The sequence below is a fragment of the Streptomyces exfoliatus genome, assembly GCF_000725545.1.
Lineage (GTDB): Bacteria > Actinomycetota > Actinomycetes > Streptomycetales > Streptomycetaceae > Streptomyces > Streptomyces exfoliatus.
This window is the reverse complement of the sequence record NZ_JNZP01000005.1, coordinates 1-22,248: the sequence shown is the minus strand read 5'-3', so window position 1 is coordinate 22,248 and position 22,248 is coordinate 1. Positions and strand designations below refer to the sequence as shown.

At 73.6% G+C, this 22,248-nt stretch carries 15 protein-coding genes; 7 read left to right on the top strand and 8 right to left on the bottom strand.

Annotation, left to right across the window (positions count from 1 at the left end):
• Positions 1 to 23: 23 nt before the first annotated feature.
• Positions 24 to 968 (top strand): aldo/keto reductase, encoded by a 945-nt coding sequence (locus IO20_RS0107475; RefSeq protein WP_030549584.1) that lies wholly within the window; start codon positions 24 to 26, stop codon positions 966 to 968.
• Here IO20_RS0107475 and IO20_RS0107470 read toward each other — a convergent pair.
• From IO20_RS0107470 to IO20_RS0107455, 4 genes are all read right to left on the bottom strand, one after another.
• Positions 965 to 2,296: a PrsW family intramembrane metalloprotease gene (locus IO20_RS0107470; protein WP_037634869.1), complete on the bottom strand. Its 1,332-nt coding sequence runs from the start codon at positions 2,294 to 2,296 to the stop codon at positions 965 to 967. The genes IO20_RS0107475 and IO20_RS0107470 overlap by 4 nt on opposite strands.
• A gap of 124 nt (positions 2,297 to 2,420) precedes the next feature.
• Positions 2,421 to 3,215: a tRNA (guanosine(46)-N7)-methyltransferase TrmB gene (gene trmB / locus IO20_RS0107465; protein ID WP_030549582.1), complete on the bottom strand. Its 795-nt coding sequence runs from the start codon at positions 3,213 to 3,215 to the stop codon at positions 2,421 to 2,423.
• A gap of 147 nt (positions 3,216 to 3,362) precedes the next feature.
• Entirely contained in the window at positions 3,363 to 4,547 is a 1,185-nt protein-coding gene (gene lhgO, locus IO20_RS0107460; protein ID WP_030549581.1) for an L-2-hydroxyglutarate oxidase, read from the bottom strand.
• A gap of 105 nt (positions 4,548 to 4,652) precedes the next feature.
• The gene (locus tag IO20_RS0107455) at positions 4,653 to 6,092 is read right to left on the bottom strand and encodes an NsdA family TPR-like regulatory protein (RefSeq protein ID WP_030549580.1); all 1,440 of its coding nucleotides are present in this window, start codon (positions 6,090 to 6,092) and stop codon (positions 4,653 to 4,655) included.
• 569 nt (positions 6,093 to 6,661) lie between these two features.
• Here IO20_RS0107455 and IO20_RS0107450 point away from each other — a divergent pair.
• The 3 genes from IO20_RS0107450 to IO20_RS0107440 all read left to right on the top strand — a co-directional run bounded on the left by IO20_RS0107450 (position 6,662) and on the right by IO20_RS0107440 (position 13,098).
• The gene (locus tag IO20_RS0107450; RefSeq protein WP_037634865.1) at positions 6,662 to 8,884 is read left to right on the top strand and encodes an asparagine synthase-related protein; all 2,223 of its coding nucleotides are present in this window, start codon (positions 6,662 to 6,664) and stop codon (positions 8,882 to 8,884) included.
• A gap of 124 nt (positions 8,885 to 9,008) precedes the next feature.
• Positions 9,009 to 9,605 carry a Uma2 family endonuclease gene (locus IO20_RS0107445; RefSeq protein ID WP_030549578.1) on the top strand — a complete coding sequence of 199 codons (597 nt, stop codon included), beginning with the start codon at positions 9,009 to 9,011 and terminating at the stop codon, positions 9,603 to 9,605.
• Positions 9,606 to 9,663: 58 nt separating this feature from the next.
• Positions 9,664 to 13,098 (top strand): AfsR/SARP family transcriptional regulator, encoded by a 3,435-nt coding sequence (locus IO20_RS0107440; RefSeq protein WP_078964545.1) that lies wholly within the window; start codon positions 9,664 to 9,666, stop codon positions 13,096 to 13,098.
• Here IO20_RS0107440 and IO20_RS0107435 read toward each other — a convergent pair.
• Positions 13,085 to 15,181 (bottom strand): sigma-70 family RNA polymerase sigma factor, encoded by a 2,097-nt coding sequence (locus IO20_RS0107435; RefSeq protein ID WP_030549576.1) that lies wholly within the window; start codon positions 15,179 to 15,181, stop codon positions 13,085 to 13,087. The genes IO20_RS0107440 and IO20_RS0107435 overlap by 14 nt on opposite strands.
• Positions 15,182 to 15,425: 244 nt before the next feature.
• Positions 15,426 to 16,247: a TetR/AcrR family transcriptional regulator gene (locus IO20_RS0107430; RefSeq protein ID WP_030549575.1), complete on the bottom strand. Its 822-nt coding sequence runs from the start codon at positions 16,245 to 16,247 to the stop codon at positions 15,426 to 15,428.
• A gap of 354 nt (positions 16,248 to 16,601) precedes the next feature.
• Here IO20_RS0107430 and IO20_RS0107425 point away from each other — a divergent pair, with 354 nt between their 5' ends.
• Both IO20_RS0107425 and IO20_RS0107420 read left to right on the top strand, forming a co-directional pair.
• Positions 16,602 to 17,966, top strand: a complete 1,365-nt coding sequence (locus IO20_RS0107425; RefSeq protein ID WP_030549574.1) for an NAD(P)/FAD-dependent oxidoreductase — start codon at positions 16,602 to 16,604, stop codon at positions 17,964 to 17,966.
• Between the two features lie 106 nt (positions 17,967 to 18,072).
• Positions 18,073 to 19,734, top strand: a complete 1,662-nt coding sequence (locus IO20_RS0107420; RefSeq protein WP_030549573.1) for an ATP-binding SpoIIE family protein phosphatase — start codon at positions 18,073 to 18,075, stop codon at positions 19,732 to 19,734.
• A 21-nt stretch (positions 19,735 to 19,755) separates the two neighbouring features.
• On the opposite strand, the gene IO20_RS0107415 is transcribed toward IO20_RS0107420, so the two are convergent.
• Entirely contained in the window at positions 19,756 to 21,024 is a 1,269-nt protein-coding gene (locus tag IO20_RS0107415; protein WP_030549572.1) for an MFS transporter, read from the bottom strand.
• A 155-nt stretch (positions 21,025 to 21,179) separates the two neighbouring features.
• Here IO20_RS0107415 and IO20_RS0107410 point away from each other — a divergent pair, with 155 nt between their 5' ends.
• Positions 21,180 to 21,746 (top strand): MarR family winged helix-turn-helix transcriptional regulator, encoded by a 567-nt coding sequence (locus IO20_RS0107410; protein ID WP_030224171.1) that lies wholly within the window; start codon positions 21,180 to 21,182, stop codon positions 21,744 to 21,746.
• A gap of 208 nt (positions 21,747 to 21,954) precedes the next feature.
• Here IO20_RS0107410 and IO20_RS40935 read toward each other — a convergent pair.
• Positions 21,955 to 22,248 (bottom strand): hypothetical protein (locus tag IO20_RS40935; RefSeq protein WP_211270350.1); only part of this gene is annotated, 294 nt, incomplete at its 5' end.

The following is a 22,248-nucleotide window of genomic DNA, read 5'->3' as shown; positions in this document are numbered from 1 at the left end:
CGGCGGAGAGGGTTGACCGACTCATGACCTCTCTCCGCCCGCTGGGCAGCTCGGACCTGAACGTCTTCCCCCTCGCCCTGGGCGGCAACGTCTTCGGCTGGACCGCCGACGAGGCGCAGTCCTTCGCCGTCCTCGACGCCTACGCAGCCGCCGGCGGCAACTTCGTCGACTCCGCCGACGTCTACTCCGCCTGGGCCGAGGGCAACGAGGGCGGCGAGTCCGAGACCGTCATCGGCCGCTGGCTCGCCTCCCGCGGCAACCGCGCCGACATCGTCGTCGCCACCAAGGTCGGCGCCCACCCCCGCTTCAAGGGGCTCTCCGCCACGACCATCAAGGCCGGCGCGGAGGAGTCCCTGCGCCGCCTCGGCACCGACCACATCGACCTCTACTACACGCACTTCGACGACGAGTCGGTCCCCGTCGAGGAGATCGTCACCGCCCTCGACCAGCTCGTGAAGGACGGCAAGGTCCGGGCCGTCGCCGCCTCCAACATCTCCCCCGAGCGGCTCCGCGCCTCCCTCGACTTCGCCGAGACCGAGGGCCTGGCCCGGTACGTGGCCCTCCAGCCGCACTACAACCTGGTCTCCCGCGAGACCTACGAAGGCCCCCTCCAGGAGACGGTCGAGCAGTCCGGCCTCTCCGCCGTCCCGTACTACGGACTCGCGGCCGGCTTCCTCACCGGCAAGTACCGCCCCGGCTCCGCCGTCGACAGCGCTCGGGCCGCCGGAGCCGGCAAGCACCTGGACAGCGAGCGGGGCCGGGCCGTGCTCTCTGCGCTCGACACGGTCGCCGAGGCGCACGAGGCGGAACCCGCCTCCGTCGCCCTCGCCTGGCTCGCCTCCCGCCCGACCGTCGCTGCGCCGATCGCCTCGGCGCGTACGGTCGAACAGCTCCCCGCCCTGATCGCGTCCGCCGGCCTCACCCTGACGGAGGCCGAGCTGACCCTCCTGACGGAGGCGTCGAACTAACGGCGGTACGGGTTGTAGCCGCCGTAGTCCAGGTACTGCGGCGGCGACCACACCCGGCCCGTCGCCCTGGCCGCGTACGTGAGCGACGGCGAGGCCACCTCACGGCGCTGCCACAGATGGTGCAACAGCTCCTGCTCCCGGGCCGGGAAGTCGGGTCCCGCCGTGCCGCGCCTGGCCCGGTCCCGCAGGAACGCCAGCGTCGTCGCGAACGACTCGTACTCACCGACCGTCCGCGCGGCCGTCGGGCCGTACGTCCGGGCGGCGAACGAACGGGCCATCTCACGGGCCCGCATCGAGGAGAGCGCCAGCGGCTCGGCGGGGGAGAGCCAGCCGGCCTCCGCGTACGCCGGGAGCTCGCCGGATATCGTGCGCAGCTCCCGCTGCCGGCTCCACACCGCGAGCCAGGTCAGCAGCCCGAAGGCCGGGACCATGAGCGCCCCGTACACCGCGTAGAAGGCCCACGGGCCGCCGAAGGTGGCGGAGCCGTTCCACGCGGCGTGCAGGCCCATGGCGAGCAGCAGCCCCGCGAGCGGGAGGAGCACCTTCCGGACCCGCTTCCCGCGCGGGGCGAGCGCGGCGAGGCCGAAGCCGATGCCGGTGAGCACGGTGAAGAGCGGATGCGCGAACGGCGACATCACGACCCGTACGAAGAAGGTCCCGGCCGTCACCATGCCGATGCCGGAGGAGCCGAACTCCTGGTCCTCGCCGAAGGCGTTGCCGAGATAGAGGATGTTCTCGGTGAAGGCGAAGCCGGTCGCCGTGAAGCCGGCGATGACGACTCCGTCGACGAGACCGCCGAAGTGGCGGCGGCGGAAGAGGAAGAGCAGCAGGACCGCGGCGGCCTTCGCGCTCTCCTCCACCACCGGCGCGACGACCGTGGCACCGAGGTTGTCGGCCGAGTGCGGGTCCGCGGTCGCCGTCGCGATCCAGCGGATGGCGAAGGTGTTCGCCAGGATCGCGACGAGCGCGGCGGCGAAGGCGCCCCAGGCGAAGGCGAACAGCAGGTTCCTCCAGGGGCCCGGCTCGACCCGGTCGAGCCAGCGGAACGCCGCCATCAGCAGGGGTACGGGGAGCACGGCGAGGCCCAGACCCACCAGGAAGCCCTCGGTGCCGGTCTGCTCGCGGACCAGGCCCAGGATGACGAGGGCGCAGATCGCGAGCACGGTGACGAGGGCGACGGCCCGGACCAGCCGGCTGCGCCAGAAGGCCCGTCGCGGCCGGTAGCGCCACTGGGACCGGTCGGCGGCGGCGGGGAAGGCAGGCTCCTCGGCGTCCCTGAGCGGGACGGGAGCGGCTTCCGGCTGGTCGGCGGGGACGGATTTCGACACGTGAGCGACCCTAACGACCGCCACCGACACCGGGCGACGGAGTTACCCGGTCTCGGTCATCTCGGCGGGGCCGGTTCCGGCCCGCGGGTCGGAACCGGTGGGCGGTTCGCCTCCGGCCGGCAGGTCACTTCCGGCGGAAGAGGAGGTCGTGCACGACGTGACCCTTGTCCAGGCCCTGGCCCTCGAAGCGCGTGAGGGGCCGGAAGGACGGGCGGGGCGTGTAACCGCCGTCGGCCTGGGTGTTCTCGAAGTCCGGATGGGCGGAGAGCACCTCCAGCATCTGTTCGGCGTACTCCTCCCAGTCCGTGGCGCAGTGCAGCACGGCCCCGGGCTTCATCCGGGTCGCGAGGAGAGTGAGGAACTCGGGCTGGATGAGCCGCCGCTTGTGGTGGCGGGCCTTGGGCCACGGGTCCGGGAAGTAGACCCGGCAGCCGTCGAGGGCGTCGGGGGCGAGCATCTCGCGGAGCAGGATGATCGCGTCGCCGTTGGCGACCCGGACGTTGGTCAGGCCGTTCCGGTCGGCGAGGCCGAGCAGATTGCCCTGGCCGGGAGTGTGCACGTCGACGGCGAGGATGCCGGTGCCGGGGTCGGCGGCGGCCATCTGCGCGGTCGCCTCGCCCATGCCGAAGCCGATCTCCAGGACGACCGGGAGACCGTCGAACATCTCGCCGAGGTCGAGGACGCTCTTGCCGTCGATGTCGAGTCCCCAGTCGGGCCACCGCTTCAGCATCGCCTCGGCCTGACCGGTGGTGACGCGGCTGCGGCGCGGCTGGAAGCTGCGGATCCGGCGCTCGTGGTGGGAGCCGGCGGGATCGGGCAGGGGCCCCTCACCGGGGGCGAACCTCCGACTGCCCCGCTGCGCGACGGGCTGGGCGGGGTCGGCGGCGGGGCGCGGGGTGTTCTCAGGCTGCTCAGACACAATGCCCCCGATTCTACGGTGGGCCCGGGCGAGGGCGCGCGGTGCGACCGGCGAGCAGCGGGTACGGGCCGCGGGCGCGCACGGGGATGGGCGGACGAGCACACGGGGGTACCCGGACGAGCGCACGGGGTACGGGCCGGGGCCGCGCTACAGCAGGGCCAGCGCCCGCCCCGCCACCTCTCGGCCGATCGGCAGGGACGCCGTCGCCGCGGGCGAGGGCGCGTTCAGGACGTGGACCGTCCGCGCCGCCTCGCGGATGAGGAAGTCGTCGACGAGCGTCCCGTCCCGCAGCACCGCCTGGGCTCTGACCCCGGCCGCCGCCGGGCGCAGGTCGGACTCCTCCACCACCGGAAGCAGCCGCCGCACCGCCTCCGTGAAGGCCCGCTTCGACAGCGACCGGCGCAGCTCTCCCGCCCCGTACCGCCAGTGCGCGCGGGCGATGGCCCAGGAGCCGGGCCAGGCCAGCGTGCCGGCCAGCTCGCGGGGCCGGACGACGGACCAGCCGTATCCCTCGCGGGCGAGCGCCGGGACCGCGTTCGGCCCGACGTGGACGCCGCCGTCGATGCCCCGCGTCAGATGCACCCCGAGGAACGGGAACGCCGGGTCCGGCACCGGATAGACCAGGCCCCGCACGAGCGAGGGGTCCGCCAGCTCGTAGTACTCGCCCCGGAAGGGGACGATCCGCATGCCCGGGTCGTCGCCCGCGAGCCGTGCGATCCGGTCGCAGTGCAGCCCCGCGCAGTTCACCAGGACCCGCGCCCGCACCACCCGGCCGTCCGCCGTCCGCACGGCGACGCCCCACGGCCGCCGGTCGATCACGGTGACCTCCGCGCCGTACAGGATCCGGGCGTCCGAGGCCTCGGCGAGCCGGGCGGAGACCGCCCCGTAGTCGCAGATGCCGGTGGTGCCGACGTGGATCGCAGCCAGGCCCCGTACCCGTGGCTCGTACTCGCTGATCTGCGCCGGGCCCAGCTCGCGCACCGGGATGCCGTTCTCCCTGCCGCGCTGCACGAGCGCGTGCAACCGGGGCAGCTCCTCGCGCGCGGTGGCGACGACCAGCTTCCCCGTCACCTCGTACGGAATGCCCCATTCCGCGCAGAACTTGACCATCTCGGCCGCGCCCTCGACCGCGAAGCGCGCCTTGAGCGACCCCGGCCGGTAGTAGATCCCGCTGTGGATCACGCCGCTGTTGCGCCCCGTCTGGTGGCGCGCGAGGGCGTGCTCCTTCTCCAGGACCGTGACCCGCGTGCCGGGAGCGGCGCGCGTCAGCGCGTACGCCGTCGACAGACCGACGATCCCGCCACCGATCACCAGCACGTCACAGTCAAACACCAGAGCCACCTCCCACCCCCGATAGTGCACTGGCCCACTGACAATCCCGTGAAACCTCGCGCGACATCACGAGACGCAGGTCACGCCCAGGGGAGAGGGCCGACGTCACGCCGGGGCGACGAGCAGCGGCCTGGCCCGCTCCCGCAGCTCCATGACGCGAGGCTCGTCCCCGTACGGTTCGAGCCGGTGCAGCAGATCCCGTACGTACTCCGTCGTCCGCGCCGAGGAGATCCGGCCCGCCACCTCCACCGCGCGCGTGCCCGCCGCGCAGGCCGCGTCCAGGTTGCCCGACTCCAGCTCGGCGACGGCGGAGACCACGAGCCGCAGCCCGTGCGAGCGGACGAACTCCTCGGTCGGCCGCAGGAGCGCCTGCTCGGTGAAGCGCCGCACCTCGTGGGGCGCCTTCAGGTCGCGGTAGCACTCCGCGGCGTCGGCGCAGAACCGGTCGTACGAGTAGAAGCCCAGCCAGGTCGGGTCGCCGTCCCCGTCCCGTGAGCGCTCCAGCCAGCCTTCGGCGGACTTCAGCGCGGCCGCGGCGGCGACCCCGTCACCGGCCTTCGCGTGCGCGCGTGCCTCGACGAGCCGGAAGAAGGACATGGTCCGGGCGGTGGCCAGGCCCCGGTTCCGTTCGAGCGCGGCCTGGGCGAGGTCCACGCCCTCGTCGGCGAAGCCCCGGTAGGTCGCCTGGAGGGACATCGAGGCCAGGACGTAGCCGCCGAGGGGCACGTCGGCGGCGGCGCGGGCGAGCCGCAGGGCCTGGATGTAGTAGCGCTGGGCGGCCTCCTGCTGCCCGGTGTCGAAGGCCATCCAGCCGGCGAGCCGGGTGAGCTCGGCGGTCGCGCCGAACAGGGCCCGGCCGACCTCGTCGGAGTACGAGGCGAGGAGGAGCGGAGCGGCGTCCACCCGTAAGCACTCGGGGACCATGGAGGAGCGCCAGTCCCCGCCGCCGTACTTGGAGTCCCAGCGGCGGGCGTCCTCCGCCGCCTCGCGGAGTTTCGCGACGTCGCTGTGGCCCACGCGCGTGTGCTCCGTGACGGCGGCCGTGATGCCGCCCGCCGGGCGGGGGGCGTCCCGCTCCACCGACGGGTCGGCGGGGGTTATCAGCCAGCGGGACGCGGGCGTCGCGTACGCGCTCACCGCGAAGGATCCGGCGAGCGACTGCCAGATCCCGCCACCGCCGGCCCGCCGACCGGCGAGGTCCAGCCGGTACAGATCGGTGGCCGAGCGCACCGCCTCGCCCACGTCGCGCGGGAAGGCGAGCCCCACCTCGGGGGCCGGGTCGGCGTCGGCGAGCCCGATCTCGTGCAGCGGCACGGGACGGCCGAGCTTCTGCCCGATCGCTGCGGCGATCAGGTGCGGGGCGGCGCCCTGGGGCACCATGCCCTTCGACACCCATCGGGCGACGGAGGTCTTGTCGTAACGAAGCGTCAGTCCACGCTGCGTTCCGAGGTCGTTGACGCGCCGGGCGAGCCCGGCGTTGCTGATTCCCGCGAGGGCGAGAACCGTGCCGAGCTTTTCGTTCGGCCCGCGTTGCTCCCTGGACATGACGCCACCCCTCGACAACACAGACGGCCGCCACGACGCCGGGCATAGGCGTGCGGCATTCGTAAACACAGCGTAGTTCGCCGCATCCCTACCGTTAAGGGGCGGAGTTCCGTATGGCGAGATTGTTGTGTGAACGTCGGGCCGGCGGAGCTCCCGGCCGGATCCGTGCTCCGGCCGTGTGGTCGTGCGCCCGGCCGTGCGCTCTCGTCGGGGTCGTCCGGGGAGCGCTTCCATGGATGGTGCGTGGGTCGGCCCGCTCGGCCGGGACAGAGTCCGGACCAGTGGGCTGGGGGACACCGCCGCTCCAATTCCCCGCGGGCGGCGGACGGCTCCGGGAGGCGGGAGCGCCTCCCGGACTGCCGATGTCCGGTGAGAGGCCGTGGGCGTGAGGCCGGCGCCGGACGCCTTCGGGCCCCTCACGGAGGGGCGATATTTGGCCGAATGACGCCGGTGCCCAACTGGCCCATGCCAGGGGCGCATTCGGCTTTCAGGCGCGTGCACCCGGACCCCGCCCCGTGCGCCGTTGTCGTGGCAGCATGTCTCCCACCGAAACGGACGTGGAGGCGCCGATGCGATGGCTGGTGGGCTGGAGCAGTGTCGCCGCGAGCTACGCCACGACGTCAGGGGCGCGAGCGGGCTCGGTGAGCGGCTCGATGACCGGCTCGTACGGCGGCGGGCACGGCGGCTCGTACGGCAGCGGTCACGGCAGCGGTTACGACGACTCCCCCTCCTCGCGGTCCGCGGCGGCCGCCACCGAGGGGCGCACGGTGCAACCGGTGGGCGCACAACTCCTCTGGGGCGACCCCGACCCCCTGTGGGCGGTCGGCGACTGGCGCCCGGACGAGGTCCGCGTGGTGGCCGTCGACGACCACACCCGCCTCGCCGTGCTCGGCTGTTGCGCGGCCACCGACGAGGAGCTGCGGATCGGCCTGCTCACCGCGCGCGGGGGCGCGTTGCGGCATCTCACGGCCTGGCCCGGCAGCTACACGGCGGTCGTCAAGGCCGGCCGCCGCGTCACGGTCACCGGTGATCTGGCCGGCGCCCGGCCGGTGTTCCACACCCCGTGGCAGGGCGGCACCGCCTACGCCACCGCCGCCCTGCCGCTCGCCGACCTCGTCGAGGCCCAGCTCGACATCGGCCATCTCGGGGCGCTGCTCGCCTGCCCCGAGACCCCGGAGGCGCTGCGCGACTCCACCCCGTACGAGGGCGTCCGGCGCGTGCCGCCCGGCCACGCGCTGATCCTGCGGGAGGGCTCGCGCGAGATCGCCGGGTACGAGCAGGTGGCCTCGCTCGCGGTCGCGGCGGCCGAGTCCGACGCCCGGCAGTCCGTCGAAGCGGTCAGGGACGCCCTGATCGAGGCCGTACGCGCCCGGCTCACCGCCCCCCGGCACGCGCCGGAGGCCCCGCTTCCCGACCCGGGCCCCGTCCCCGGCATGGGGCCCGCGGACCGGCGGGCGGCCCGCGGCGCGGGCCCGGCGGCGGGCATCGGCGCCGACCTGTCCGGCGGCAGCGCCTCCGGCACGCTCGCGCTGCTCGCGGCCGGACTTCCCGGCGTGCCGGGCACGGTCACAGGACACGGCGCCGGCGCGGGGGAGCGGCTGCTCGCCGTCACCTTCAACGACCTGGCGACGCGGGCAGGTTCGGGCCGCGAGGAGGAGCTGAAGCGCGCCGGGGAGATCGCCGCCGACCCGCGCCTGCACCACGTGGTCGTCGCGGCGGGCGAGGAGGCGCTGCCGTACGCCGCTCTGGACGGTCCGCTCACCGACGAGCCGGGTCCCGCGCTCGTCACGGCCGAACGGCACCGGAGGCGGCTCGCGGGCGGCAGCGCCGACCACTTCACCGGCATGGGCGCCAAGCAGGTCCTGGACGCGCACCCCGCGCGCCTCGCGGACCTCCTGATGGACCGCAGGCGCCGCTCCCTGGTGCGTCCCGTGACGGCGCTCGCGAAGGCGGCGGGGCCGTCGGCCGGTTCGTTCCTGGTGCCGCTGACCGTGTACCGGGCGGCGCGGAAGCTGGCGCGCACCCCGTACCGGGCGGGCCTTGAAGCGGCGGCCCAGCGGGTCCTCGAGGCGAACCGCACGGCGCCGGACGGCTTCGGTCCGCTGGAGGCGTCCCTGTCCGCGCTGACCTGGTCGCGGCCGGGTCCCGCGGCGCGGTGGCTGACGGGGGAGGCGCTGGCTGAAGTATCGGTTCGCCTCCACCGGGCGGCGACGCTGCCGACCTCCGTCCAGCGCCCGGGCGAAGCACGCGCGCGTGCCGCGCTCGCGCGCGCGGCGGCCGACCACCGGGTCCTGGAGCAGGCCGCCGAGATCCGCGGCCAGCGCCTGCACGCCCCCTTCCTCGACAACCAGGTCGTACGGGCCTGCCGCGCCCTCCCCGAATCGCTGCGGGTCCAGCCGGACGCACGCGCGGGCGTACTGCGTACGGTCCTCTCCGGCGCCGGTGTCCACGACCTCCCGTCGGGCTGGGGCGCCCCCCATCCGGCGGTCCCGGCCGCCGCCGCGCGCGCGGGCCTGCGGGCCGCGCTGCCCGGGCTCATCGCCCTCTTCGACGCCCCGCTCCTCGCCGACGCGGGCCTGATCGAGGCGCGGGTGGTCCGCGAGGCGCTCCGCGCGGCGGCCGACGGCCAGCCGGTCCCCCTGGACGGCCTCGCCGACCTCGTCTCCACCGAACTCTGGCTCCGCCGCCTCCTGGCCCGACGAGGCTCCTGCTGGACCAGCACCACGGAACCCCGCGCCCACCGCGCGGTCCAGGGCCCGTTGATCCCGGCGTCGAGGTCACTGCCTGCGTGAGGGGCGGTCCCACCAGGGAGGAACGTCCCAGCACGCTCGTTCGAGTGAACGGATCCCGGACCCCGCGGCGAGGCCCGGCCTAAGCTGAAAGCGTCGCACCGAGCGGAGGAGGTCCAGCATGGCGATGCCGCTGCCGGTTCCGGAAAGCGCGTTCTCCGAGGGTGTGCCCGACCGTGAGGGTGCGAGCGTCCAGGAGACCTTCGAGCTGTTCAGTGCGCTGGCCCCCAAGGGCTGGCGCGTGGAGCTGATCGAAGGGGAGATCTACGTGGGGCCTCCGGCCAACGGCGACCACGAGGAAATCGTGACCGAGGTGGTGGAACAGGTCATCGCCCGTCGCGTCGACAGGGAACTGCGCAACTTCACGGGCATTGGCCTCGGCCTGCCGGGAATCGCCGACCCGGTCAGGGTCATCCCCGACCTCGTCATCGCTCCCAAGGGCAGCTTCGACGACCAGCAGGAGTGGCACGAAGCCGATCCCGTCCTTCTCGTCGCCGAGGTGACCTCTTCCTCCACCGCGAGCCGCGACCGCGTCCAGAAGATCCGGGCCTACGCGCGCGCGGGCATCCCCCTCTACCTGCTGATCGACCGCGACGCGAACGAGGCCGTCGTGTGCTCCGAGCCCTCCGGCGACGACTACGGCCACAAGTCCATCCACAAGCTGGGGACGCAGGTCCCGCTGCCGTCCCCCCTTGGCTTCACACTCGACACGTCCGAGTTCTGAGGGTCGTGCCCGGGTAAACCCCGAGGCGCCCGCACGGGCCACCCGCCACAATGAGCCGGTGCGGTATCTCATCCTCGGCACCACCGAGGCCATCGGCTCCGACGGCACCCCCCTTCCCCTCGGCGGCGCCCGGCTCCGCGCGCTCCTCGCCGCGCTCGCGCTGCGCGGCGGACGGGCGGCCTCCGCCACCGAGCTCGCCGAGGACGTGTACGGGGACGCCCCGCCGCAGGACGCGCCCGCCGCCCTCCAGGCCCTCGTCGGCCGCCTCCGCCGGACCCTCGGCAGGGAGACCGTCCTCTCCACTCCCGGCCCCGGCTACCGCCTCGTCGCCACCCCCGACGACATCGACCTGTACGTCTTCGAGCGCCACGTCAGGGACGCCGGCGACCGCCTCGACGCAGGCGACCCCGACGCCGCCGCCGCCCTCCTCCGGAAGGCCCTCGGGCTCTTCAGGGGCCCCGCCCTCGCCGACCTGCCCGATCCGGCGGGCGTCCGGCCGGAGGCCCAGCGGCTCGCCGCCCTGCGACAGCGCGTCGAGGCCGATCTGCGCCGGGGCGCCACCGACGGACTCGTACCGGAACTGACCGAGCTGACCACCACGTACCCGTACGACGAAACCTTCCGCACCCACCTCATCCGCGCCCTGCGGGCCGAGGGCCGCCACGCCGACGCCCTCGCCGCGTACGAGTCGGCCCGCCGCACCCTCGCGGACGCCCTAGGCGCCGACCCCGGCCCGGAACTCGTATCCCTGCACCGGGAACTCCTCACGGGCCCACCGCCGCCGAAATCGGCCTCCGGTCCGATCGGACCCGGACCGACCGCACCGACCGCACCGCCCGGACCGACCGCACCGCCCGCATCGACCAGGCCGACCAGGCCGAGCGGTCCGACCGGTCAGACCGGGCCAGCCGGGCCGACCGAACCGATCCGGCCGACCACCACACCACCGCCCGGACCACAGACCCCCAGCCCCACCCCCGACCCCGACCCCACCCCCGACCCCGGCAACATCCGCCCCCGCCTCACCTCCTTCGTGGGCCGGGAACCCGAGCTCGTCGCGCTCCGCGCCGACCTCGCCCGCTCGCGGCTCGTCACGCTCACCGGGCCCGGCGGCTCCGGCAAGACCCGGCTCGCCGAGGAGGCCGCGCTGCGCGCGGTGGGACCGGCCGCCTGGATCGCCGAACTGGCCCCGCTCGACGACCCCGAGGCGCTCCCCGGCGCCGTCCTCTCCGCCCTCCGGCTCCGCGAGATCAACCTGATCACCCGCGACGGCGTACCCCTCCACGACGACCCCACCGCCCATCTCGTCGAGCACCTGGCCAGCCGACCCCTCCTCCTGGTCCTCGACAACTGCGAGCACGTCATCGACGCGGCCGCCGCCCTCGCCGAGACCCTCCTCACCCACTGCCCGCAGCTCCGCGTCCTCGCCACCAGCCGCGAACCCCTCGGCGTCCCCGGCGAATCCGTCCGCCCCGTGGAGCCGCTGCCACCGGACCCCGCGCACCGGCTCTTCGCCGAGCGCGCCCGCGCCGTGCGCCCTTCCTTCGACCTCGCCCGGGACGGCGGCGAGGCCGTCGACGAGATCTGCCGCCGCCTCGACGGCCTGCCGCTCGCCATCGAGCTGGCCGCGGCCCGGCTGCGGCTGCTCACCCCGCGCCAGATCGCCGACCGCCTCGACGACCGGTTCCGGCTCCTCACCTCGGGCTCCCGCACGGTCCTGCCCCGTCAGCAGACCCTGCGCGCTGTCGTCGACTGGTCCTGGGACCTGCTCGACGCCGACGAGCGCACCCTGCTCCGCCAGGTCTCCGTCTTCGCCGGCGGCTGGGACCTCGCCGCGGCCGAGGCGTTGTCGCCGCGCGCCGCCGACTCGCTCGGCGCCCTGGTCGACAAGTCGCTCGTCGTCGCCACCCCCACCGAGGGCGGCGAGATGCGCTACCGCCTCCTGGAGACCATCCACGAGTACGCGGCCGAGCGCGCCGCCGAGACCCCGGAACTCCTGGCCGCCGCCGAGGCCACCCACACGGCCCACTTCACGGCGCTCGCGGAGGCGGCCGAGCCCAGACTCCGCTCGGGCGAGCAGCTGCCGTGGATCGGGCGGATCGAGCGCGACCTCGACAACATCCGCGCCGCCCTGCACCGGACCCTCGTCACGGCCCCCGACGAGGCCGCCGCCCACCGGCTCGTCTTCGCCATGGGCTGGTTCTGGTGGCTGCGCAACTACCGGCCCGAGGGCCAGGCGTGGGTGGAGCGCGCGGTCGCGCTCGGCGAGGACCCGGCCGACCCGTCCGATCCCCGCCACTGGCCGCGCATGCACCTGCGCATGCTGCAGTTCTTCCTCGCGGTCGACAGCAGCACGATGGGGGACTTCCAGGAACCCGGGAAGCTCGCGATCGTCCGGCGCGTGCGCGCCGCGTTCGGCGAGCCGCCCGGCCCCCAGGGGGCCCGCTTCCCCGGCCTCCTCTGGCCGTTCACCGCGTACCTCACCGAGGAACCGGCCGTGATACGGAACCTGCTCGACGTCGCCGTCGACAACTGCCGCCGGTACGGGGGCGACTGGGAGATCGGCGTCAGCCTCATGTTCCGTACGCACATGGTCGTCGACATGCCCGGCGGCCTGCCCGGCATCGACGAGGACCTGTCCGAACTCCGGTCGCTGTCCCGGCGGGTGGGCGACCGCTGGATGGGGGCGCAGATCGCCAGCGCGGCGGGTGAGGCCCACATGATGCGGGGCCGCCACGAGGAGGCCGCCGACGCGTACGAGGAGGCGCTCGGCCTGGCGCGTGAGGTCGGCGCGCACGCCGAGAGCCCCTTCCTCCTCGCCCGTATGGCCGAACTCGCCTTTCGCGCGGGCGACATGGAAGCCGCCGAGCGGGGCGTCGACGAGGCCGCGCGGGAGGCCGAGCGCTATCACGTGCGGGACACCCAGACGTTCGTCTGCTTCCTACGCGCCTCGCTCGCCCTCTACCGCGGTGACGTCGCGGGTGCCCGCGCCCAGGTGGAGGAGGCGGGCCGGACGGTCGCGCTCGGCGCCCCGCCACCGCACTTCGAAGCGGTCGTGACCGGACTGGCGGCCCGGGTCGAGGCGGCCGAGGGGAGGGGCGCTGCCGCCGTCGCCACGGCCGCTTCGGCCCTGCGCGCCGCGCTCGACGCCCAGTGCGCGGACTTCGTCACCTCGGGTCTCGCGGAGGGCCTCGCCGTCACCCTGTCGGAGGCGGGTCAACACTCCCTGGCGGTGAAGATCATGGCCGCCGTCGAGGACTGGCACGACACCACGCGCCCCCGCTCGGTCCCCGGGACGCGGGACCGCGACACCGTGACGGCCAGGGCGCTCGCCGCACTCGGCCCGTCCGGCCTCGCCGCCGCCCGCGCCGCCGGGGCCGGCCTCGACATCGAGGACGTCCTCACCCTCGCGAAGACCGGCACCACGGAGACGGGCCCGCAGAGGCCGACGGACACGGATGAAGCGAGCGACGGGACCGTCAGGAGCAGCTGATCTGGGACTGCGCCCAGTCGGCGACCGCGGCCCTCCCGAACGGCGTGTGCTCCTCCACGACGAGCCGGATCGTGCTCCGGCCGGAGATGTCGACGTGCACGGGGACCGGCGGGTCGCCCGGCCGGACCACGTCGGACCGCCAGAGCCGCTCCTCGTCCCCGTAGACGGAGAACCGGACGCCGCCGACGCCGAGCGGCGCGCTCAGGTCGTCGACGCCGACGATCGCGTCGTAGCTCGTGCACTGCCGGTTGAGGTCGATGAACAGCGAGGACGGCGCGTGGACGCTCACCCCGTGCGCGTACTGGGTGCCGCCGATGGAGAGGCCGTCGCGCTGCCACATCCAACTGCTGCTCTCGAGCGCGACCTCGGGCTTGGTGCCGTCGCCGAACATGCCGTAGTCCAGCTCACGGACCTGGTAGACGGAGGGCGGCGCGGGCGTCGGACTCGGCTTGGGCGAGGGCTTCTCGGGACTCGGCGTCGGCGTCGGAGTGGGTGTCGGCTTGGGGCTGGGCTTCGGCGTGGGCGTCGGCGAGGGCTTCTCGGGACTCGGGGTCGGCGAGGGCTTCGCGGGGCTCGGCGTGGGCGCGGGCGGCTCGGACCGTACGGGCGGTGGCGGCGGTACGGGCTCCGGCGTCGGCTTCGGCGGCGGCGCGGGCTCCGCCGGCACGACGGGGGTGACGACCGGTTGCGTCGGCCTGGGCGCGGCCACGGGCTGCGGGTCCCCCGACATGGCCCAGACGAGCCCGGCCGCCGCGGCGACGGCCATGGCCGCCGCGATACCGGCCTTCGCGGGCGCGCCGAGCCCCTCGGCGGCGGCACCGCCGGAGGCCGCGCCGCCCGAGGACCCGGAGGCGGCGGCCGCGGCGCCCGCGCCCGCGGCTGCCGCGGTGCCACCGGCGACGACACCGGCCGCCTTGAGCGAGTACCCGGCGGCGAACCAGCCGATGACGGCGACCGGGAGCAGCGCGGGGATCCCGGCGTTGACGTGGGCCAGTTCGCCGGCGGCGAGCCGGCACTTGGCGCACTCGTCGAGGTGCTTGCGCAGTCCGCGTTCGGCGCGCATCCGCAGGCCGCCGCGCGCGTAGGCGCCGAGCCGGTCCGCGTAGCGGGCGCAGTCGCCGCCCGCGGTCAGGGACTGGCTGACGTGGGCCTGGAGGTAGGCCTGCTTGAGGCCCTCGCGGGCGCGGCTGGCGAGTACGGCCGTGGCGTTGGCGGTGAGCCCGAAGAGCGGGGCGACCTCGCTCGGCGACTCCTCCTCGACGGTGGTGTGCCACAGCACGGCCTGCCAGCGCTCGGGCAGCGAGCGGAAGGCCTGCATGGCGAGCGACTGCTCGGCCTCGTGCATGGCCAGCACGTCGGCGCCGAGGTCGAGGCCCGCTCCGAACGAGGCGTTCTGGTCGGAGACCTCGGAGGCGCGGGCGGCGTCCGCCGCGAACAGGGCGAAGTCCTCGACGAGGTGTTCCCGCTTCTGGGTCCTGGCCCAGTTCGCCGCGACCCGGCGGACGGTGGTCATCAGATAGGCGCGGACGGCCTGTTCGGGACCGGCCCCGCCCCTGACCGCCTGGAGGGTGCGGGCGAAGACCTCGGCGGTGAGGTCGTCGGCGGTGTGGGCGTCCCGGCAGCAGGTCCTGGCGTACCGGCGGACGGCGTCGGAGTGGCGGCGGAACAGTTCCTCGTACGCGGAGCCGTCGCCGTCCCGCATGAGCTGGACGAGCTCGGCGTCGGAGGGCGGCAGTTCGAGGGGCGGCGGGAGGACGGTGTCGTGCTCGTCGTCCTCCTCGACGTCCCGACCGATGTCCTGGCCGATGTCCCGACCGGTGTCCTGACCGGTGTCCTGACCGATGTCCTGACCGGTCTCCTGGTCGGCGAATCCCGTGGGGGCCATCCCGGCGGCAGGCGCGGGCGGCGTCCGCCGCGGGCCCTCGCGCTGCTGCGGCACGCTCGCGTCGAACGGTTCGGCGGGATCCGGTGCACCGGAGAGGCCTCCCGGTCCGCCCTGGCCGGGCACCTGGCGCGAGGGCGGACCCCCGGTCTCCGCGGTGCCGCCGTCGACCAGCGGATCGTCCCGACCGTCACCGCTCATCGCGGAAGCCCCCGTACGCACGCTCAGACCCGAACACCGGCCAAGACTGCCACAGAGCGCGGGCACGCCGAAGCGCCGCGTCGACTTACCACTCGTCCGGGGCGACTTCGCGTATCCGGGCGTAACCGCTCACACGTTCGTGTCATGCTCGTTGGTCCGCCCGGACCACGAAGGCGTCACGTACCGGCGGCGCGACGGGTCGAGATGTCCCGTACCGGCGGCGCGGCCGGTACGGGACCGGCGTCTACCGGGAGCGCAGCCCTTCGAGCAGGATGTCGAGGAGCCGGGTCGAGGCCGCTGCCTGCTGCACCGCGTCCGGCAGGGCCGGGGCGGCGGTGGCGATGACGAGGAGGACGTCCGCCACGGTCACGTCCGTCCGCAGCTCACCCGCCTCCCGCGCCCGGTCGACCAGCCGGCCGACCACGTCGAGCAGCTCCGCCACGCCCGCGTCGTCCCGCTCCTCGGCCGGTACGGCCCGCGGCGAGACCACCCGCGCGTCGGCCTGTCCCGCGACTCCGGCACCGGTACCGACTCCGGCACCCGCCCCGAGACTCCGCTGGGACGGCACCCGTGCCGCGTCGTCCGACTCGTCACCGAGGGACGGCACCGCGGCGTCGTCCGCGCCCACCCGCAGCACCTGCGGCGGAAGGAGACGACCCGCGCCCGAGGCCACCGAGGTCCGCAGGAACCGGGAGAGCGCCGACCACGGCTCCTCCTCCTGGCCCAGCGCGGCCCGCGCCTGCTCGGTCAGCCGGGAGGTCTCCTCCTCGGCTATGCGCCGCACCAGCACGTCCTTGCTCGGGAAGCGTCGGTAGACGGTGCCGACGCCGACGCGGGCGCGGCGCGCCACGTCCTCCATCGGCGCCCCGTAGCCGAGCTCGCCGAACACCTCGCGCGCGGCGCGCAGGACGTGCTCCAGATTGCGCTGGGCGTCCACCCGCAGCGGCGCGGCCCTGCCGCCCGCCGGTGCGCCGTTGCGCTCCAGGCCGACGGCGCCCGCGTGGAGGCCGTCGTCCACGGTCGCCGTGCCGGCGCCCGTCTGCCATCGTGAATCCTGAATCTGCATAAGCGTTCCCCCGCTCATGATGTCTCCCCCCGGAGACTCCCCGCCCTGAAACGGGGCTTCCGGTCGACGAGCGCATTCGGTCCACGCGCTCGCATCCGCCACCCCGACGAACTACGAACATAGTTGAGTCCGGGTCAATTCAGAAGGGGGAGTTCCGTACGGTGCGCCCCCCGATCGGAGCAAGGACCGGAACACTCCCGATTCCGACCCCCCACCCGACCGGGTGCGACCACCCTGACCTGCGCCGTTTCCGCCGTACACCCCTCGCGCGCCACCCCACGCCTCCGTACCCCTCCGGTCACACAATTTGCCGGGGCTGTGGACAAACCACGGACGGGGGTGCGTCATGGGACAGTGACCGAACCTGCGCGCATTCTCGTCGTCGGCGGTGGCTACGTCGGCATGTACACCGCGCTGCGCCTGCAGCGGCGGCTCAGGGCCGAGCTCAGAGCCGGCGCCGTCGAGATCGTCGTGGTCACGCCCGAGCCGTACATGACGTACCAGCCGTTCCTGCCCGAGGCGGCGGCCGGCTCGATCTCCCCGCGCCATGTCGTCGTGCCGCTCCGCAGGGTCCTGGACCGCTGCCGCATCGTCATCGGTGAGGTCCGGTCCGTCGACCACGCCAAGCGGACCGCGTCCCTCGCCACCCTCGCCACCGCCGAAGAAGGCACCGGCGCCGTCGACCTCACCTACGACGAGCTGGTCATCGCGCCCGGCTCCGTCTCCCGCACCCTCCCGGTCCCGGGCCTGCGCGACCACGGCATCGGCTTCAAGACGGTGGAGGAGGCCATCGGCCTGCGCAACCACGTCATCGAGCAGATGGACATCGCCTCCTCGACCCGTGACCCGGGGCTCCGCGACGCCGCCCTCACCTTCGTCTTCGTCGGCGGGGGGTACGCGGGCGTGGAGGCGCTCGCCGAGCTGGAGGACATGGCCCGCTACACGGCGCGGTACTACCACAACGTCAAGCCCGAGGACCTGAAATGGGTCCTCGTCGAGGCCTCGGACCGGATCCTGCCCGAGGTCGGCGAGAAGATGGGGCGGTACGCCATCCGCGAGCTGCGCGGCCGGAACATCGACGTACGCCTGGGGACCCGCCTCGAATCGTGCGAGGACCGGGTCGCCGTCCTCAGCGACGGCACCCGCCTCCCCACCCGTACCGTCGTCTGGACCGCGGGCGTCAAGCCGGCTCCCGTACTCGCCGAGACCGATCTGCCGCTGAACGAGCGCGGCAGACTGCGCTGCACGGCCGGGCTCGCCGTCGAGGGAGTCGCGCACGCCTGGGCGGCCGGTGACGCCGCGGCCGTCCCGGACGTGACCGCCGCGGAACCGGGCAGGGAGTGCGCGCCCAACGCACAGCACGCCGTCCGCCAGGCCAAGGTCCTCGCCGAGAACATCGCGGCCTCCCTGCGCGGGCAGCCGCTCAAGGAGTACGCGCACGCGTACGCGGGTTCCGTCGCGTCCCTGGGACTCCACAAGGGGGTCGCCCACGTCTACGGACGGAAACTCAAGGGATATCCGGCATGGCTCATGCACCGCGCCTATCACCTGAGCCGGGTGCCCACCTTCAACCGCAAGGCCCGGGTCCTCGCCGAATGGACCCTGTCCGGCCTGTTCAAACGGGAGATCGTCTCCCTGGGCTCGCTGGAACACCCACGCGCCGAATTCGAACTCGCCGCCGCACCGCCCCCCGACCCCGGCGACAAGCCGTCGTACTGACATCACTGTCAGTGCACTCGTCCACACTGGACGTGTGACCATAGGTGGGCTCACACCTGCACAGCGTGACTCTGCACGGCACCGACACCACGAGGCATAGAGATCCGTGAACTTCACCCGTTGGAGCGCCCGGCTCCCCGGCACACAGCGCCGCGCGGCGCGGGGGACCGAAGGCTCCGTGCCCGCCGCCCGCGGTGAGTACGCGCGGCAGCAGGGGCAGCTCGGCCACGAGGCACCCGACCCGGCCGAGGCCGGCGAGGCCGCCGGCGTCCCCACCCTGGAGGACTTCTCCGTACGGGAGCTCCTCGGCCGCCTCCCCGGCCTGGTCGCGCTCGTGTACGGCCCGGAGCACCGCATCGCGTACGTCAACGACGCCTATGCCGCCGCCTTCGGGCCCCGCCCCGCGGGCGCCACCGTCGCCGACACCTGCCCGGAGGCCGAGGAGCTCGGCCTGCTGCCCCTCATCGACCAGGTCCTGCGCAGCGGCAAGCCGCGCACGGTCAAGTCCCGCCGCACCCAGGACGGCGGTTCGTACACGGTCACGTGCCTGCCCGTGGACAGCCCCCACCTCGACGACGGGGTCCTCGTCCACGCCGCGGACGTCACCGACCACGCCGAGGCCGCCGAGCGGCTGCGCGCCAGCGAGCGCCGCCACCGCGAGACCGCCGTCACCCTCCAGCGCTCCCTGCTCCCGCAGGACCTCGAACAGCCCGACGACCTGCGGATCGCCGCCACCTACCAGCCCGGCGGCACCGACGCGGCGGTCGGCGGCGACTGGTACGACGTGATCACCCTCGGCGCGGGACGCACCGCGCTCGTCATCGGCGACGTGATGGGCCGCGGCGTCCGCGCCGCCGCCGTCATGGGCCAGCTCCGCACCGCCGTCCGGGCCTACGCGCGCCTGGACCTGCCCCCGCACGAGGTGCTGCAGCTCCTCGACGGCCTCGCCGCCGAGATCGACGCCAGCCAGATCGCCACCTGTGTGTACGCGATCCACGACCCCAACGAGGGAAAGCTGGTCTACGCCTCCGCGGGCCACCTACCGATCCTCGTACGGGACGAGGACGGCAGCGTCCGTCGCGCCGAGGACCCGACAGGACCGCCGCTGGGCACCGGTGGCTGGCTCCACGCCTCCGGCTCCATCGCGCTGCCGCCCGGCTCCACCGCCGTCCTCTACACCGACGGCCTGGTCGAGCGCCGCCGCGAGGACATCGACGAGGGCGTCGCCGCCCTGGCCCGCGCCCTCTCCGGCGCCAGCGGCACCCCCCAGGTGGTCTGCGACCGGCTGCTCCGCTCCCTGGGAGTCACCGCGGAGCACGACGACGACGTCGCCGTCCTGGTCGTCCAGCACCCCTCCCGCAAGGGAGCGGACGCGGAGCTCTTCCACAACGCGGCCCTGGAACTCCTCGGCGGGGTGGAGGCCGCCCCCCGCGCGCGTGCCTTCGCCTCCGGGGTCCTGTCCTCCTGGCGCTTCCCGACCGAGCTGCGCGACCTGGGCGTCCTCGCCACCAGCGAACTCGTGGCGAACTCCCTCCAGCACGGCACCCCGCCCATGCGGCTGCGCCTGCGCCGCACGGACCGCCGCCTGATCATCGAGGTGACGGACGGGGACGACCACCTTCCGCGCCGCCGCAGAGCGGAGACGGAGGACGAGGCGGGCCGCGGAATCTCGATCATCGCGACGATCGCCTCGTCCTGGGGGAGCCGCCGCACCCCCGGCGGCGGCAAAGCGGTCTGGTGCGAGTTCGCCCTGCCGGACAAGCCCTAGGCCTGTCCGGCGGATCAGGGTCTAGGCGGACGCGGCCTCGCGGACCGGCTCGTGCCGCGCGACCACCTTCGACGGCTTCACGGCCAGGGAAGGCTGGTTCTGCTCCGGGGTCAGCTGCTTGCCGAGTCGCACGGCGAGGAAGGTGATGCCGAGCGAGAAGAGCACGAAGGTCACGATGTACGGACCGTGCAGGGCGGCCCCCATGGGCCCGCCCACGGCCGGCCCCACGGCCAGCGCCAGCTGCTTGACCAGTGCGAAGGCCGAGTTGTACTGCCCGACCATCGACTCCGGCGCCAGATCGGCCACCAGCGGGGCCACGGTCGGCGACAGCATCGCCTCACCGAGCCCGAAGAGGGCGTACGTGGAGACGAAGGCGGCCGTCGCCATGGCCTGGCTGCCGTTCCCGAGCCCCGCGTACCCGGCGATGAGCCAGGCCACGGTCCAGATCAGACCCACGGCCCCGATCACCCGGGTCCGCTTGCGGCGCTCGACGAACTTCAGCACCAGGAACTGGGCGGCGACGATCACCGCCGTGTTGGCGGCCAGCGCCATGCCGAGCGCCGAGGGCTCGATGCCGGCGGCCTCGGTGCCGTACGCGGCGAGACCCGACTCGAACTGTCCGTAGCAGGCGAAGAAGAGGACGAAGCCGAGGACGCACAGCTGCACCATCGCCTTGTGCCCGAGCAGCGCCCGGAGACCGCCGCCCTTGCCGCCCTCGGCGGGCCGGGCGTCCCGGAGCGCCGGCGAACCCGGCATGCGGACGGTCCCGACGACCGCCCCGAGGACCAGGAACATCGCCGCCTCGATCGAGAACAGCAGGATGAAGCTGCCCGGCTTGCTCGTGTCGACGAGGAGACCGCCGATCAGACCGCCGATACCGAGCCCGAGGTTCTGCAGGAAGAACTGCATGGCGAAGGCCCGGGTGCGGCCGACGGGCGTCGAGCACCAGACGATCATCGTGGCGAGGGCCGGCTGAAGCACCGCCGTGCCGGCACCGAGCAGCGCCGCGGCCGCCACGGCGGCGGGCACGCTGGAGGCGAAGCCCATGCCCACGGCGCCGAAGGCCGCGACCACCGAGGCCACCAGAAGCACGGGCACGGGCCCGCGCCGGTCGATGGTCCGCCCGCTGAAGGGCAGCACCACCAGTGCGGCCATGGCGAAGACCGCCAGGACGATGCCCGCCGTCGCGGCGCCCAGATCCCGCACCTGAGCCACGTACACATAGAGGTACGGAACGGTGAAGCCGAGTCCGAACGCGCTCAGCGCGCTGCCTGCCTGAATACGGCGCATCGCTGCGCCCCTCGCCTTGGTCACACTCACCCACTTCGGTCACAGGTTCAGAGGTGTACGCCTGAACCTTGAAGACTTCAACGCTAAAGTTAACGTGTTAACAGTACACACCGAAGGACTTCAACGCCAACGAGAGGCGTGGGATACTCGCCTCCATGTCCGACAACCCCGAGCGATCCGGCCCGCAGGCTCCCCAGGAGCCGAGCCTCGACGAGCAGATCGCCGCCTACCAGCGCGAGTTCCGCGACCTCGACCCCCAGGTCGAGAAGGTCGTCTCCGCCCTCGGCCGGCTGAACCGACGGATGAACGTGGCGTACGGACGCCAGCTCGCCGACCTCGGCATCAGCAACGCCGAGTGGGAGGTCCTCAAGACCCTGGTCCTCGCCGGGGAGCCCTACCGTCTGGGCCCCGGCGAGCTCGCCAAGCGTCTCGGCCTCACCCCGGCCGCGATGACCCATCGCATCGACCGCATGGCCGGCGAAGGCCTGGTCACCCGCGACCGCGACGAGAACAACCGGGTCCGGGTGATCGTCGAGCTCACCGACGAGGGCCGCTCGAAGTGGCTGGAGGCCATGCGGATGGCCACGGACTTCGAGGAGGAGCTCGTCCAGGACCTCTCGGGGGAGGAGAGAGGCGTCCTCGGCGAGATCCTCATCCGCCTCCTCCGGCGCGTGGAGCTCACCCAGCCGGACGCCGGCGGCCGCCTGACGGACCTTGACTGAGCCCTTCAACCCCCGCCGGGCGGGGGTTGACACGCCCCTCCCAGATGGGTAGTGTTCTCCGAGTTGTCACGGAGCCGGAACGGTTCTTCGACGACCACTCCGCCGCTGATAGCGGCACCTCTACTCCGCACGATCTCCCCACCGGGACGAATTTCGGCATGCCGAAATTCATTTCGAAAGCTCGATTATGAGCCGTCAGGGGAATCCGCTAGAGTTTGAGACGTCGGAACGGCCCAACAGCCGGAAAGACAAACCCCGCTGACTGGGAATCAGACGCCGAAAGGATCTGATAGAGTCGGAACCGCCGGAAGGGCCCGGAGCGAAAGCGAATGGGACCGGAAAGCACCGAGGAAATCGGATCGGAAAGATCTGATAGAGTCGGAAACGCAGGAAAACGAAGTATCGAAGGGAAGCCCGGAGGAAAGCCCGAGAGGGTGAGTACAAAGGAAGCGTCCGTTCCTTGAGAACTCAACAGCGTGCCAAAAATCAACGCCAGATTAGT

Bases quoted from the DNA above. Each gene is read 5' to 3' on its own strand.
- IO20_RS0107450 (WP_037634865.1), top strand. From the start codon at position 6,662: ATGCGATGGCTGGTGGGCTGGAGCAGTGTCGCCGCGAGCTACGCCACG.
- IO20_RS0107445 (WP_030549578.1), top strand. From the start codon at position 9,009: ATGCCGCTGCCGGTTCCGGAAAGCGCGTTCTCCGAGGGTGTGCCCGAC.
- IO20_RS0107435 (WP_030549576.1), bottom strand. From the start codon at position 15,181: ATGAGCGGTGACGGTCGGGACGATCCGCTGGTCGACGGCGGCACCGCG.
- IO20_RS0107415 (WP_030549572.1), bottom strand. From the start codon at position 21,024: ATGCGCCGTATTCAGGCAGGCAGCGCGCTGAGCGCGTTCGGACTCGGC.
- IO20_RS0107430 (WP_030549575.1), bottom strand. From the start codon at position 16,247: ATGCAGATTCAGGATTCACGATGGCAGACGGGCGCCGGCACGGCGACC.
- IO20_RS0107410 (WP_030224171.1), top strand. From the start codon at position 21,180: ATGTCCGACAACCCCGAGCGATCCGGCCCGCAGGCTCCCCAGGAGCCG.
- IO20_RS0107475 (WP_030549584.1), top strand. From the start codon at position 24: ATGACCTCTCTCCGCCCGCTGGGCAGCTCGGACCTGAACGTCTTCCCC.
- IO20_RS0107455 (WP_030549580.1), bottom strand. From the start codon at position 6,092: ATGTCCAGGGAGCAACGCGGGCCGAACGAAAAGCTCGGCACGGTTCTC.